This window comes from Brucella anthropi (assembly GCF_046630315.1).
Taxonomy (GTDB): domain Bacteria; phylum Pseudomonadota; class Alphaproteobacteria; order Rhizobiales; family Rhizobiaceae; genus Brucella; species Brucella anthropi_A.
Genome location: NZ_LQBD01000033.1, coordinates 68,524 through 82,355, shown reverse-complemented (window position 1 = coordinate 82,355; position 13,832 = coordinate 68,524). Strand labels below are relative to the sequence as shown.

Here is a 13,832-nt window from a genome sequence, read left to right as displayed (position 1 = left end):
TTCCGACGCAATCTCAGCCGGTTGTGAAAACGCGCTTCGGCTTGAACTGCCCGTGCTCGATATAGCCGATGGCAAGCAGTTTTCCACGTGCCGTGACGCAGGCTTCGTCCGCTTCCAGCGGTGCATCGCGCCCGCGCAGGATCACCGGATTTCCCAGACGCACGCGTTGCGCCTGATCGTCGGAAAGCGGCACCTGCGGCAGGCAGTCGAGCGCCGCACCCGTATCGATCACCAGAGCATCGAGCGCGGAAAAATCGCGGCGCGGCGCGGGCTCCACGACATTGCCTTCCTCATCCTTCGGCGGAAGCGGGGGCCATGCCTGTTCAAGTTCTGCAAGCGTAACGGAATCCTCTTCCGTGAACGGTGCCACCTCAATGCGACGCAGTTGCGAAATATGGCCGTAGCAGCCGAGATCACGGCCCATGTCGCGGGCCAGGGAGCGCACATAGGTGCCCTTGGAACATTCAACCTCGAATTCGGCGCGGTCGGCATCCGGAATGCCAACGATCTCCAGACGGTCGATCTCGACTTCGCGGGATGGAATCTCGACCGTCTCGCCTTCACGGGCGAGGTCGTAGGCGCGCTCGCCATCGATCTTGATGGCGGAGAACTGCGGCGGAACCTGCGAAATGACGCCGGTATAGTTCGGCAGCAATGCCTCGATATCCGCGCGCGACGGACGCTTGTCCGAAGTCTTGGTCGGCTGACCTTCCAGATCGTCCGTGGAGCGCTCCTCGCCCCAGCTGACCGTGAAACGGTAGATCTTGGTTCCATCCATGACATAAGGCACGGTTTTCGTGGCTTCGCCCAGCGCTATGGGCAACATGCCGGAAGCAAGCGGATCGAGCGTACCGGCATGACCGGCTTTTTCGGCGTTGAACAGCCACTTGATCTTCGAGACCGCTTCGGTCGATCCCATCCCCTTCGGCTTGTCGAAAATGACCCAGCCGGATATCGGGCGACCTTTTTTCTTGCCCCGTCTTGCCATGCTTTATTCGTCTCCATTGCGGGAAGCCTTGTCTGCCTCCCCATCTTCTTCATCGTCATGCCCAAGATCGCGGGCGACTTCCGGCGAGCGCAGCAGCGCATCGATCCTGGAAAAATTGTCAAAACTCGTATCGGCCCGGAAGCGGAATTCCGGCATGTATTTCATTTGGGCGAGGCTCGGCGCCATGCGGCCGCGAATGAACTTCGCATTTGCAGCCAAAGCCTTGATGACCGCCTGGGTATCGGCATCGCCAAGCGGCGTGATGAAGCAGGTCGCGATCTTGAGATCGGGCGACATGCGCACTTCCGACACGGAAATCACGGTGCGAGCCAGAAGATCGTCGCGGATTTCTCCACGCTGAAGCACCTGCGCCAATGCGTGACGCACCTGCTCGCCCACGCGAAGCTGGCGCTGGGAAAGGCCGCCTGAGCCTTTGGGGTTCGGAGAACGTGCCATAACAGTTAAATCCTCGATAAACAGCCATAAACCGGCGTCCAACCCTCAGGCTGTCCGACCGCATGACTTGAAAATTATGGGCGCAACCTACCACAATCCAGATGGGAGTCAGACCCTCGGAACCGGGCAATAGAAAGCCGGACCGCCCAATTGGGACGGTCCGGCTCAAAGTTTTTAGAGCGTGCGCGAAACGTGTTCGACGCGGAAGGCTTCGATGACATCGCCTGCGCGAATATCGTCGTAGTTCTCGAACGCCATACCGCATTCCTGACCGGCCGGAACTTCCGACACTTCGTCCTTGAAGCGCTTGAGCGTCTTGAGCTTGCCTTCGTGGATGACCACGTTGTCGCGGATGAGGCGGACACCTGCGCCGCGCTCGACCTTGCCTTCGGTGACACGGCAACCGGCGACCTTGCCAACCTTGGTGATGTTGAAGACTTCGAGAATCTCCGCATTGCCAAGGAAGGTTTCGCGACGCTCCGGCGACAGAAGGCCCGACATCGCCGCCTTAACGTCATCGATGAGATCATAGATGATGTTGTAGTAGCGGATTTCGATGCCCTGCTGATCGGCTGCGTCGCGGGCCTGCTTGTTGGCGCGGACGTTGAAGCCGATGATCGCGGCGTTGGAAGCCTCGGCGAGCGACACGTCGCTTTCCGTGATGCCGCCTGCGCCCGAATGGACGATGCGGGCGCGAACTTCGTCGGTGCCGAGCTTGTCCAGCGCATTCGAGATCGCTTCGATGGAACCCTGCACGTCGCCCTTGATGACGAGCGGGAATTCCTTCGTGCCCGACACCTGGAGCTGGTTCATCATCTGCTCGAGCGAGCCGCGGGCGCCGGACTGGCGTGCAACAGCCTTGTCGCGCGCCAGTCGCTGGCGATACTCGGCGATTTCACGTGCCTTGGCTTCATTGGCAACCACTGCGAAACGGTCGCCCGCCTGCGGCGTTCCCTGAAGGCCGAGGATTTCGACCGGCATTGCCGGACCGGCTTCCTTGACATGCTCGCCACGGTCATTGACCAGGGCGCGCACACGGCCCCATTCGCTGCCGGCAACGAGAATGTCGCCTGGATGCAGCGAGCCCTTCTGGACCAGAACGGTGGCAACCGAACCGCGACCACGATCGAGCTGGGCTTCGATGACCACACCTTCGGCGGTGCGGGTCGGATCGGCTTGCAGGTCGAGCATTTCCGCCTGAAGCAGAACTGCGTCGAGCAGCTTGTCGAGGTTGATCTTGTTCTTGGCCGACACTTCGACGTCGAGCACTTCACCGCCCATCGATTCCACGAAGACTTCATGCTGCAACAGTGCAGTACGAACCTTCTGCGGATCGGCGGCAGGCTTGTCGATCTTGTTGATCGCCACGATGATCGGCACACCGGCCGCCTTGGCGTGGTTGATCGATTCGATCGTCTGCGGCATCACGCTGTCGTCGGCGGCAACCACCAGAATGGCAATATCGGTTGCCTGCGCACCGCGGGCACGCATTGCGGTGAACGCGGCGTGGCCCGGCGTATCGATGAAGGTGATCTTCTGGCCGTTCTGTTCGACCTGATAAGCACCGATATGCTGGGTGATGCCGCCGGCTTCGCCCGACACGACATTGGCATGACGGATGGCGTCGAGCAGCGAGGTCTTGCCGTGGTCGACGTGGCCCATGATGGTCACGACCGGCGGACGCGAAACCATGGCAGCCTGATTGTCTTCCACGTTGAAGATGCCTTCTTCAACGTCCGATTCAGCAACGCGCTTGACGGTGTGGCCGAATTCTTCGGCGATCAGCTGTGCGGTATCGGCATCGATGACGTCGCCCGGCTTCATCATCTGGCCCTGCTTCATCAGGTACTTGATGATATCGACGGAACGCTCCGCCATGCGCTGGGCCAGTTCCTGCAGCGTGATGGTTTCAGGAATGGTCACTTCACGCGAAATCTTTTCGCGGGTTTCCTGCATCTGCGAACGCTTGAACTTTTCCTGACGGCGACGCATCGCGGAAAGCGAGCGCGAACGGCCCTCTTCCTCAAGATTGCTCGTCAGCGTCAGCTTGCCGCGACGGCGATCATCATCGCCCTTCGTGGCCTTCGGCGCGCGTACTTCCGGCTTCGCCGGAGCCCCGCGACGGACCGCGCCGCGACGATCATCGTCGTCATCCGACTGGCCGGGCTTGCGAAGCTGGCTCTGCGGAAGCGGCTTGCCCGGAATCGGGGCAGCATCGGCAAGGCTTGGCGCCGCCGGACGCGGACCACCCTGCTGCGGGCGGCCAGCCTGCGGCGGACGATTGCCCTGGGGACGACCCTGTTGCGGGCGGCTGCCCTGCGGCGCCGGGCGCGCATCATCGCGACGCTCGGTGCGGGCTTCCGGCTGCGGCATGCGCTTGGCGGCTTCTTCCTCGGCCTTGCGGCGGGCATCGGCCTCTGCCTTGAGACGGGCTTCCTCTTCCGCCTGGCGACGGGCAGATTCTTCCCGTTCCTTGGCGCGGCGCGCATCTTCCTCGGCGCGGCGCTTGGCTTCCTCAACAGCGCGCGCGCGTTCCTCGACTTCACGGGCCTGCGCTTCTTCAAGCGCGCGGCGACGTGCATCCATTTCGGAGCGCGACAGCGTGTTCAGCACCATGCCGGAGCGGTCGGACGGGCGCGGACGCTGTGCCTGCTGGCCGCTGGGGCGCTGCTGCACCGGGCGCTGCTGGGCGACATGCGGCTTCGTGACCGGAGCAGCAGGTGCTGCCGGCTTCGGCGCGGGCGTTGCCGGCGTCGGCGCGCGCACGGCCGGAGCAGGCTGTGCGGCCTGTGCCGGGGCCGGTGCTGCCGGCGCGGGAGCCGCAGGTGCCGAAACTGCCGGCGCCGCAGGCCGTGGGGCCGCTGCCTCTACTTCCGGCTTCTCGTCAGGCCGCGAGAACTTACGCTTCTTGGTTTCAACGACGACAGCCTTCGTGCGGCCGTGGCTGAAATTCTGGCGCACGGTGCTCTGTTCGACGCCTGGCCGCTTCATGGTCAGCGTCTTCTTCGTATTAACGCTCAGCGTCTTGTCGTCGTTTGTTTTATCGCTCATTACGTTTCCGTTTCCTTCGCGGCTCCGGCCGCTCTACTCGAGCATTATCCAACGCGACCGGGTCAGGTTGGATAATGCTCCAGTCATCCGCTTCAACGCGCAATCCAATCCAGGGTCTGCCAGGCCCCTCCAGAGTGCGCTCCAAAGCGTGTCGCCATTGTATCAAACTCTTACGACACGCTTTACGCTTTTGTTTTCATGCATGCCTTTATCCCAAAACCGGTTCCCACGTTTGGGAGACATGCGCTAGTCCAGGTCCGACAGGCTTTCACCACGATAGCGATGCAACATAAGCGCCCGCTTTACGAACCCGGCTGCCGCCTTTCCTTCAAGCACGGCTGCATGTATCACATTTCCGCCCCCAAATGCCAAATCCATTTCTTCTCCCGTAAAAAGAGAGAAAGAAGGGATCTCCGGACCATCCAGATGCACCACGGCGCGGCGAGCCTGATCGAGCTTGCGCACACCATCGGCGGCGGCTTCCTTTGCGTGCAGCACCATGGCGGCTGTCCCGGTGCGGATCGCCTGATCCACCTTGGTCGAGCCCGACACCACAGCCCCGGCCTTGCGCGCCAGAGCAAGGCTGCCGAGAGCGGATTTCGTCAGCAGCTGGTCCACCAGCGCGCCAAGATCCGCCTGCGGCGTCACACCTTCTTTCAGCGCCCGCGCAAAAAGCTTGCGCTTGACCGCTTCATCCACCAGACGACGCTCGGCCTTGACCCAGCATCCCCTGCCCGGCAGATTCCTTTTCAGGTCCGGCACCACCGAACCATCAGGGCCGGCCACGAAACGGATCAGATCATCGGCAGAACCGCTTTCGCGCGTGACGATACAGGTTCTGTCATTCATATCCTGCTCCACGCCAACTCCAGTCTTGCCATATTGCGGCCTGCCCGCACATCGGACGTAACGCGGGCGCTGTACCAGAGCAAAAGCCCCGCCACAACCCGTAAGATGGCCGCAACCGCACTCGAAACCCGAACTGGCCGATCAATTCAGATGAACAAGGGCCTTGTTATCGAGCCTAATTGCGAGAGCCGCACAGCTTACGCCTGAATTGCCCCAGACGCAGGAAGCCATGCGGCTCTTTTCCTTCCAACCCGCTTCCTAGAGCGCGTTTCGATCTGATTGGATCGGATCGGCGCTCTAATCCGACGCGCATCTTTCCCGAAAACCGTTTCACGGTTTTCGGAATGCGCATCTTAGGAAGCGGTTTCCTCTTCACCAGCTTCGGCTTCTTCTTCCTGAGCCGATGCCAGTTCTTCTTCCGTGATCCATCCTGCCTTCAAACGCGCAGCCAGGACCATCTGTTCCGCATCGACGCGCGAAACGTCGAAAGCCGAGAAGATGCCGCTATGAGCGACGGTTTCGCCGTCCTTGCGTTCACGCCAGCCAACCAGATCATCGACGGCATAACCGGCGAAGTCCTCAATCGTCTTGACGCCATCTTCACCGACAGCCACCAGCATCGCCGTGGTCATGCCCGGCAGCTCACGCAGCTCGTCTTCAACGCCCAGTTCCTTGCGGCGTCCATCCTGTTCGCTTTCGATGCGATCCAGATATTCGCGGGCACGATCCTGGATTTCGCCAGCCGTATCCTCATCGAAACCATCGATGGAGGCGATTTCGCCCGGCTCGACATAGGCCAGTTCTTCAACGGATGCGAAACCTTCGGAGGCCAGAACCTGACCCACCATCTCGTCCACGTTGAGCGCTTCCATGAAGAGGGTCGAACGTTCTGCGAATTCCTTCTGGCGACGTTCGGATTCCTCGTCTTCCGTCAGGATGTCTATGTCCCAGCCCGTAAGCTGGGAAGCAAGGCGCACATTCTGGCCGCGACGACCGATTGCAAGTGATAGTTGGTCATTCGGGACGACAACTTCAATACGTTCGGCGTCTTCATCAAGAACAACCTTGGCGACTTCAGCCGGCTGAAGCGCGTTGACGATGAAGGAAGCCGCATCCGGCGACCAGGGAATGATGTCGATCTTTTCGCCCTGCAATTCGCCGACGACAGCCTGAACGCGGGAACCGCGCATACCGACGCAGGCGCCGACAGGATCAATCGACGCGTCACGCGATACCACGGCGATCTTGGCGCGGGAACCCGGATCGCGGGCCACCGACTTGATCTCGATGATGCCGTCGTAGATTTCCGGAACTTCCATGGTGAAGAGCTTGGCCATGAAGGACGGGTGGGTGCGCGACAGGAAAATCTGCGGGCCGCGCTGTTCGCGGCGCACGTCATAGACATAGGCGCGGATGCGATCGCCATAGCGGAAAGCTTCACGCGGGATCAGCTCGTCGCGGCGCACAATGGCTTCGCCACGGCCGAGATCGACGATCACATTGCCATATTCGACGCGCTTGACGGTGCCGTTGACGATCTCGCCGACACGATCCTTGTATTCGTCATACTGGCGGTCGCGCTCAGCCTCGCGCACTTTCTGCACGATCACCTGCTTGGCGGACTGGGCGGCGATACGGCCGAAATCCATCGGCGGCAGCTGATCGGCGATGAAATCGCCAACCTGCGCATCGGGGTTACGTTCGCGCGCCATGAACAGCGAAATCTGCGTCGCGTAATCCTCGACATTTTCCACGACTTCCAGCAGGCGCTGCAGCTTGATCTCGCCGGATTTCGCATTGATGTCCGCGCGGATGTTGCTTTCCTGACCGTAGCGCGAGCGCGCGGCCTTCTGGATCGCATCGGCCATGGCCGCAAGAACGATCTCGCGGTCGATCGACTTCTCGCGTGCGACCGCATCGGCGATCTGCAGAAGCTCCAGCCTGTTAGCACTGACTGCCATTGGACTCTCCTTGGTGTCGCATCCGGCTCCTCAAGATGCCGGACGCCTGAAACTTATTCTTTCTCTTCGGCTTCACCCGATGCGGCTTCACCGGACTGTCCGTCCGCCTCGTCGCTACCGAGATCGTCACCGGGAATACGGCCTTCGCGCAGGGCCTTGTCCTTGCGCAGCGCATCGCGAATCAGGTCATCGGTCAGCACGAGACGTGCATCCGCGATCAGATCGAATGGAATGCGCACGACAGGCTCGCTGCCATAGGAAATCTGGTCGCTTTCGATCACGACAGACTCCGCATCGCCCATGACGATACGTCCGCGGAATTTCTTGCGGCCTTCATGGACGATGGAGGTTTCCACCTTTGCGATATGGCCGGCCCAGTCGGCAAAGTCCGACTTTCTGACCAGCGGACGGTCGATACCGGGAGACGAAATCTCCAGATGGTATTTTCCGTTGATCGGATCTTCCACGTCGAGAACCGGCGCAACCGTGCGGCTGACCAGTTCGCAATCATCGACAGTCATCGTGCCATCGGGACGCTCGGCCATGATCTGCAAGGTCTGGCCGTTCAGCCCCGAAAGACGCACACGCACCAGCCGGAAGCCCAGCGTATTGATGATGGGTTCGATGATGGAAGCCACTTTCGCATCGATGCCCGTCTCGCGGATGATACGTTCATCCGCGTCTGCCGCGAGCGCTTCTGCTTCGTTTGCCTGAACCTGTTCCGTCAACCTAAGTACCTTTCAAAAGGCTGCAAAGCCTCTTCAAGCTGGCCGCAAGTAACAAAAAAGAGCGGGACCGGGTGGACCCACTCTTGTTCGAACGACCAAGAATTTGAAACTTATATACCAGCGGAAGCGGATTTTTTCAAGACCGCTTCTGATGTTCCATCAGACGCCTTTACCGCTGGCGGCCTCAAATGCGGATAAAGGTCAGATAAGCGGCGCACCGGCCTTCGCGAAAAGCCTTCGCTTCATAGCGCGTTCCCGGCCAGCCTTCATAGGCATCATTCCAGTCGGACGGGCCTTCCGCCTGCCAGTCGAAGGCGGGATGGCGACGGCAATGCTGGAGCGTCCAGTTGACATAATGTTCGATGTCGGACGCGAAACGGAATATTGCGCCGGGCTTGAGGACACGGGCAAAGCGGTCGAGATTGGCGTCACTCACAAAACGGCGCTTCCAGTGGCGACGCTTGTGCCATGGATCGGGATAGAAAAGATCGATACCCGACAAGGAGGTGTCCGGCAGCCAGTCCAGCACCGCCGTTGCATCCTCGTCATAAAGGCGCAGGTTGTGTCGCGGCTGGCTGTCCAATGCGGCAAGCATCTTGGCCATGCCGTTGATGAACGGCTCGACGCCGATGAAACCCGTCTGCGGATAGCGGCCCGTCTCATGGTGCAGATGCTCACCGCCGCCAAAACCGATTTCCAGACGCACCGCATCGACCTTCGCTTCAAAAAGCGTGCGCAGATCCTGTGGCGCCGGGCTTTCGACATCGATCTTCAGGCGCGGCAGAATATCCTCGAACAGGTTCTTTTGATGGTTGCGCAGGGGCTTGCCGTGGCGACGGCCGAAAAAATTTCCGGCACCGCGCAGAGGATGAGTTTCTTCGGTCATAGTTTATCCATCGGGATGCGCTCCAATAGCAGAAGAGCGCGATCAAAGACCGCGCCCTCCGAAATTTGCCCGACACATAACGCCATGCAGCCCGTGATGCAACTTTCCGGCAGGAAGTTACGCTACCGCTGCCTTCAACGCCTTGGTGAGATCGGTCTTCTCCCAGGAGAAGGAACCGTCACGGCCCGGCTTGCGACCGAAATGACCATAGGACGACGTCTTGGCATAGATCGGCTTGTTGAGGTCGAGATGCTTGCGGATGCCGGTGGGCGACAGGTCCATGACTTCACGAAGCGCTTCCTCGACTGCAGATTCAGCCACTTTGCCGGTGCCATGCAGATCGACATAAACCGAAAGCGGCTGCGCGACGCCAATGGCATAGGAAAGCTGGATCGTGCAGCGGTCGGCAAGACCGGCGGCAACCACATTCTTGGCAAGATAGCGCGCGGCATAGGCAGCGGAACGATCCACCTTGGTCGTGTCCTTGCCCGAGAATGCGCCGCCGCCATGCGGCGCGGCCCCGCCATAGGTATCCACGATGATCTTGCGGCCCGTCAGACCGGCATCGCCGTCGGGCCCGCCAATGACGAACTTGCCGGTCGGGTTGATGTACCAGTTGCAGTTGGCTGCAATCGGAAGCTCGCCCAGAGCCTCACGGATATAGGGCTCGACGACCGAGCGGACCTTTTTCGAATCCCAGCTTGCATCCAGATGCTGCGTGGAGAGAACAATCTGCGTAACCTCGGCAGCCTTGCCATTCTCGTAACGCACCGTGACCTGGCTCTTGGCGTCGGGACCGAGCTTGCCCGCGTCGCCCTCGCCCTTGTGGCGGGCCTCGGAGAGCTTTTCGAGAATCTTGTGCGAATAATAGATCGGCGCCGGCATCAGGTCCGGGGTTTCGCGGCAGGCATAGCCGAACATGATGCCCTGATCGCCCGCGCCTTCCTCACCCTGACGGTCGGCGGCATTGTCCACGCCTTGCGCGATGTCGGCGGATTGCGGATGCAGAAGCACGTCGATCTTCACGGTCTTCCAGTTGAAGCCATCCTGCTCATAGCCGATTTCGCGGATCGCCTTGCGGGCCGCCGAGCGGAAACGCGACGGGTTGATCAGCGGATGCCCGGCGGCATCATGGGCGATCGTGCCGTCCTTATTCTTCTTCAGGAATGTATCCGGCACGCGCACTTCGCCGGCAATGACCACGCGATTGGTGGTGGCAAGCGTTTCGCAGGCAACACGGACAGACCATGGATCGACGCCGGTGCGGCGCGCTTCCTTGTAGATCATGTCCACGATTTCATCGGAGATGCGGTCGCAAACCTTGTCCGGATGTCCTTCGGACACAGATTCGCTGGTGAAGAGATAAGAACTGCGCGACACGGGTAACCCCTCTTGAAAATCCAACGGAGAAAATCTCCGCCATGGAAACACAGTAGCGCCCGGAACAGGTTTTCAGCGTTCCGGGCACGGTAATGTGTTAGCGAAGTTGGGATCAGACCGTCAATGCATAATCTTGTTGCGACGGCGCCCTGGCGGGAAATTTCGTTCCAGACGGCAGTTCCCGCGGGTTAAGGCGCACAAATCGCAAAATCCGGCGGGACATGGTTATGCCCCGCAATTTCAGCTTTTCTACACTATGAAATCAGTCAGCGTCCGCAGCGAGCGACTTCACCAGATCAATGATCTTGCGGCGCACTTTCGGGTCTGAAATCTTCGTGAAGGCACGGGTCAGCTGGACCCCTTCGTTGGAATTCAGGAAGTCGACCACATAGGTTGCTTCATTGTCTTCCGCAAAACCGGCCTGGGGCGAAGAGCCTGGCGCATCTTCAAAAAAGAAGGAAACCGGAACGTTCAGAATTGCCGAGATCGCCTGAAGTCGGCTTGCACCGACGCGATTGGTGCCTTTCTCGTATTTCTGGATCTGCTGAAAGGTAATCCCGAGATTTTCGCCGAGTTTTTCCTGACTGAGGCCCAGCATGTTACGGCGAAGACGGATGCGGCTGCCGACATGCACGTCAATGGGGTTGGGCTTCTTTTTATTCTCAATCATACAACTGTCACTCCTCGCAGCTGCGAGCTTTCATTCATGCCTGTTCGTCTGAACAGCGATAACAACACGTTTTGGAAGGTAGTCTGACGATTTTTCCGCAAAAACCGTCGCCGCCAAGCCATAACATCGCAACAATATTAGTCTGTCAATGAAAACGCCTGCCGATTGGCAGCCGGAAAGCCACGCTCAACACGAGTAAGGCCAGCAGAACCACCATAGATTGCAGATGACCGGGCGGCGTGCCCCAAAATGGTGCACGCGCTGACGGTAGGTAAGCATCGATGACCCCGACAGCATCATGTGCGAGGCCATCGGTGATTCGACCATAAGCATCAACGACGGCGGAAAGACCATTATTAGCTGCACGAATGAGCGGCAATCCCTGTTCCACGGCGCGCAGCTGCGCCTGACGGAAATGCTGGTACGGGCCAGGCGTATCGCCGTACCACGCATCGTTCGTCACGTTGATGATGGCGGTGGCTTTCTGGCCGACATATCCCAGTTCGTCCGGGAAGATGGCTTCGTAACAGATCAGGGGCAGGAAAGTCTGGCCATCCTTTACATTCAAGGACCGGCGCGACGTGCCAGCCGTGAATCCGCCCGGCATTTCCACCACTTCCTGAAGTCCAAGCCTGCGCAGAAAACCTTCATAAGGGAGATATTCACCGAACGGGACAAGGTGCACCTTGTCAGCCGCGTCGACAATGACGCCATGGTCATCAATCGTATAAATGGAATTGTAATAGCGCGGCTCGTCGCCCGCTGCTCCCTTCTCCTCGCGAACGGCGCCGGTGAGCAGAACCTGCCCCTCCTGCAAGACGTCTCCAATGCGCGAAAGGGCTTCCGGCGTCGATGTCAGGATGTAGGGAACGGCCGTTTCCGGCCATATGATAACATCGGGCTTCGGCTTGCCTTCGGCAGGCGCTTCGCCCGTCAGCGACACCAGCCTGTCGAAAATCGACCGACGCTCGGCATTGTCCCATTTCATGGTCTGGGCAATGGAGGGCTGCACGATACGCACTGCGAGCGAGCCTTTTTCCTCGCCGATGGCCGGAGCCTTTGAAAGCGTCCAGGCCCCGAAGCCCACATGAGCGGCGATGAGCAACAGGGCTATTGCAATGCCCGTCTTCGCAAGCCGTCCGCCGATGAAAAGCGCCGGTGCGGCAAAGACGAAAACAGCCACCGCGCTCATTCCCACAAGGCCGAGCACGGCGACCGACTGCATCAGAAGCGGCGTCGGCATGATGGCATAGCCGATGGCGTTCCACGGAAAGCCGGTAAAAAGGAAAAGGCGCAGCCATTCCGCCAGCGCAAAACCGAAGGCCAGCGCGACGATGCGTCCCAAACCGTCCGACCAGAAGATGCGGGCAACCGCAGTCGCAAACGCATAAAACAGCGCCAGAAATGCGGGCAGGCCCAGAACCGCGAGCGGCAAAGCCCAGGCGAACTGGTCCGCATCGACCAGCAGCGCGGTCCCGATCCACCACAATCCGGCGACGAAATAGCCAAAACCGAACCACCAGCCGACCATGGCAGCGGGAACGAGGCGTCGCAGCGGACCCGCACCGGCTTTGGCGATGGCGCCGTCAACCAGCCAGACAAGAATGGGAAATGAGATGAAGCCCGCGACAAAAACATCGAATGGCGGCTGGGTCAGCGTGGCGAAGGCACCGCTCAGAAAAGCGGCCAGCGCACGACGCCAGCCGCTCGAAAGAATGATCCTGCCCGCCAGCCTTTCGATCATCAGGCCTCTTTGGGATCGTCGGTTGCGGCTTCAACCTCTGCGGGCTGTTCTCCAGGCTTGGCGGAAACGACAGCGCGCTGCTGGCGTCGGCGGTCAGCGGCGGAAAGCGGCACAATGCGCACTTTCTTCACCCGGCGCGGATCAACTTCCAGCACATGGAATTCGTATCCCGGAATTGCCTGCACCACCTCGCCGCGAACCGGAATGCGCCCCAGAACCGAGAAGATAAGACCACCGACCGTATCGACATCCTCGCCATGCTCGCCCGCCTCGAAGGAGGGGCCGATTTTCGCAGCCAGCTCTTCCAGATCGGCACGCGCGTCGACGACGAACACGCCGTCGGCCTCTTCGGCGATCATGATTTCCTCGTCGTCATGTTCGTCTTCGATATCGCCGACGACCATTTCGACAATGTCTTCCAGCGAAACCAGACCGTCGGTGCCGCCATATTCGTCGATGACCAGCGCCATCTGGATATGGGTGGCCTGCATGCGCGCCATCAATCCGCTCGCCATCATCGATGGCGGCACGAACAGGACCTTGCGCATCAGATTGAGCTCACCGATCGTCCTGGTGAGATCGATGCGCCCCATGTCGAATTTGGCCGCCTTGTCTTCCGCCGTCGCCTTGCGCGTGCTGCTGCGGCGCGCGGTTTTCTGGCGGGCCTGCCTGGTGATGTAATTGAGAACATCGCGGATATGGATCATGCCGCGCGGATCATCCAGCGTCTCGGCATAGACCGGCATACGCGAATGGCCGGATTTTTCGAAAAGCTCCAGCACTTCCCACAGCGGTGTGGAGATTTCCACCGCCTCGACATCGGCGCGGGGAATCATCACGTCCTCGACGCGGATTTCGCGCAGGCGAAGGATATTGTGCAGCATCGCCTTTTCTTCGGGCGAAAATGCTGAATCCTGCTCGCTTGCCGTGCTGGAGAGGGCATCGGCCAGATCTTCGCGCAGCGACGAGGATTGGCGCGAACGCATGAACGGGAAAATATTGGACAAGAGGGAGCGCTTTTCGGCCACGACGGGCCGCTGCGTACTTTGCCCTTCGGCGTCTTGGGTCTCGCTGCGGTTTTCGCCAGCGGACGGAGGGTGCGATGTTTGGTCAGCCATG

General features: G+C 60.0%; 11 protein-coding genes. All 11 read right to left on the bottom strand.

Annotation, left to right across the window (positions count from 1 at the left end; all coding sequences use genetic code 11):
* Positions 1–13: 13 nt before the first annotated feature.
* The 11 genes from truB to AVM02_RS14065 all read right to left on the bottom strand — a co-directional run bounded on the left by truB (position 14) and on the right by AVM02_RS14065 (position 13,831).
* Positions 14–988 carry a tRNA pseudouridine(55) synthase TruB gene (gene truB / locus AVM02_RS14115; RefSeq protein WP_411507553.1) on the bottom strand — a complete coding sequence of 325 codons (975 nt, stop codon included), beginning with the start codon at positions 986–988 and terminating at the stop codon, positions 14–16.
* 3 nt (positions 989–991) lie between these two features.
* A complete protein-coding gene (gene rbfA / locus AVM02_RS14110) occupies positions 992–1,444 on the bottom strand; it encodes a 30S ribosome-binding factor RbfA (protein ID WP_411507552.1) in 453 nt (150 codons plus the stop codon).
* 174 nt (positions 1,445–1,618) lie between these two features.
* Complete coding sequence (gene infB / locus AVM02_RS14105) at positions 1,619–4,495, bottom strand: translation initiation factor IF-2 (protein ID WP_411507551.1); 2,877 nt, start codon at positions 4,493–4,495, stop codon at positions 1,619–1,621.
* A 246-nt stretch (positions 4,496–4,741) separates the two neighbouring features.
* Entirely contained in the window at positions 4,742–5,344 is a 603-nt protein-coding gene (locus AVM02_RS14100) for an RNA-binding protein (protein WP_411507550.1), read from the bottom strand.
* A 353-nt stretch (positions 5,345–5,697) separates the two neighbouring features.
* Entirely contained in the window at positions 5,698–7,305 is a 1,608-nt protein-coding gene (gene nusA, locus AVM02_RS14095; RefSeq protein WP_411507549.1) for a transcription termination factor NusA, read from the bottom strand.
* 53 nt (positions 7,306–7,358) lie between these two features.
* A complete protein-coding gene (gene rimP, locus AVM02_RS14090) occupies positions 7,359–8,033 on the bottom strand; it encodes a ribosome maturation factor RimP (protein ID WP_411507548.1) in 675 nt (224 codons plus the stop codon).
* A 184-nt stretch (positions 8,034–8,217) separates the two neighbouring features.
* A complete protein-coding gene (locus AVM02_RS14085) occupies positions 8,218–8,919 on the bottom strand; it encodes a tRNA (guanine(46)-N(7))-methyltransferase TrmB (RefSeq protein WP_411507547.1) in 702 nt (233 codons plus the stop codon).
* Positions 8,920–9,036: 117 nt separating this feature from the next.
* Entirely contained in the window at positions 9,037–10,299 is a 1,263-nt protein-coding gene (metK, locus tag AVM02_RS14080) for a methionine adenosyltransferase (RefSeq protein ID WP_411507546.1), read from the bottom strand.
* 262 nt (positions 10,300–10,561) lie between these two features.
* The gene (locus AVM02_RS14075) at positions 10,562–10,969 is read right to left on the bottom strand and encodes a helix-turn-helix domain-containing protein (RefSeq protein WP_411507545.1); all 408 of its coding nucleotides are present in this window, start codon (positions 10,967–10,969) and stop codon (positions 10,562–10,564) included.
* A gap of 145 nt (positions 10,970–11,114) precedes the next feature.
* Positions 11,115–12,713: an apolipoprotein N-acyltransferase gene (gene lnt / locus AVM02_RS14070; protein WP_411507544.1), complete on the bottom strand. Its 1,599-nt coding sequence runs from the start codon at positions 12,711–12,713 to the stop codon at positions 11,115–11,117.
* On the bottom strand, positions 12,713–13,831 hold the full coding sequence (locus AVM02_RS14065; RefSeq protein WP_411507543.1) for a hemolysin family protein: 1,119 nt from the start codon (positions 13,829–13,831) through the stop codon (positions 12,713–12,715). Before AVM02_RS14065 ends, lnt begins: the two co-directional genes overlap by 1 nt.
* Position 13,832: the final 1 nt, after the last annotated feature.

What these genes read in the sequence shown, in the direction of transcription:
- truB (WP_411507553.1), bottom strand. Translation starts at nt 988, where the DNA reads ATGGCAAGACGGGGCAAGAAAAAAGGTCGCCCGATATCCGGCTGGGTC.
- rbfA (WP_411507552.1), bottom strand. Translation starts at nt 1,444, where the DNA reads ATGGCACGTTCTCCGAACCCCAAAGGCTCAGGCGGCCTTTCCCAGCGC.
- infB (WP_411507551.1), bottom strand. Translation starts at nt 4,495, where the DNA reads ATGAGCGATAAAACAAACGACGACAAGACGCTGAGCGTTAATACGAAG.
- AVM02_RS14100 (WP_411507550.1), bottom strand. Translation starts at nt 5,344, where the DNA reads ATGAATGACAGAACCTGTATCGTCACGCGCGAAAGCGGTTCTGCCGAT.
- nusA (WP_411507549.1), bottom strand. Translation starts at nt 7,305, where the DNA reads ATGGCAGTCAGTGCTAACAGGCTGGAGCTTCTGCAGATCGCCGATGCG.
- AVM02_RS14085 (WP_411507547.1), bottom strand. Translation starts at nt 8,919, where the DNA reads ATGACCGAAGAAACTCATCCTCTGCGCGGTGCCGGAAATTTTTTCGGC.
- AVM02_RS14075 (WP_411507545.1), bottom strand. Translation starts at nt 10,969, where the DNA reads ATGATTGAGAATAAAAAGAAGCCCAACCCCATTGACGTGCATGTCGGC.
- lnt (WP_411507544.1), bottom strand. Translation starts at nt 12,713, where the DNA reads ATGATCGAAAGGCTGGCGGGCAGGATCATTCTTTCGAGCGGCTGGCGT.
- AVM02_RS14065 (WP_411507543.1), bottom strand. Translation starts at nt 13,831, where the DNA reads ATGGCTGACCAAACATCGCACCCTCCGTCCGCTGGCGAAAACCGCAGC.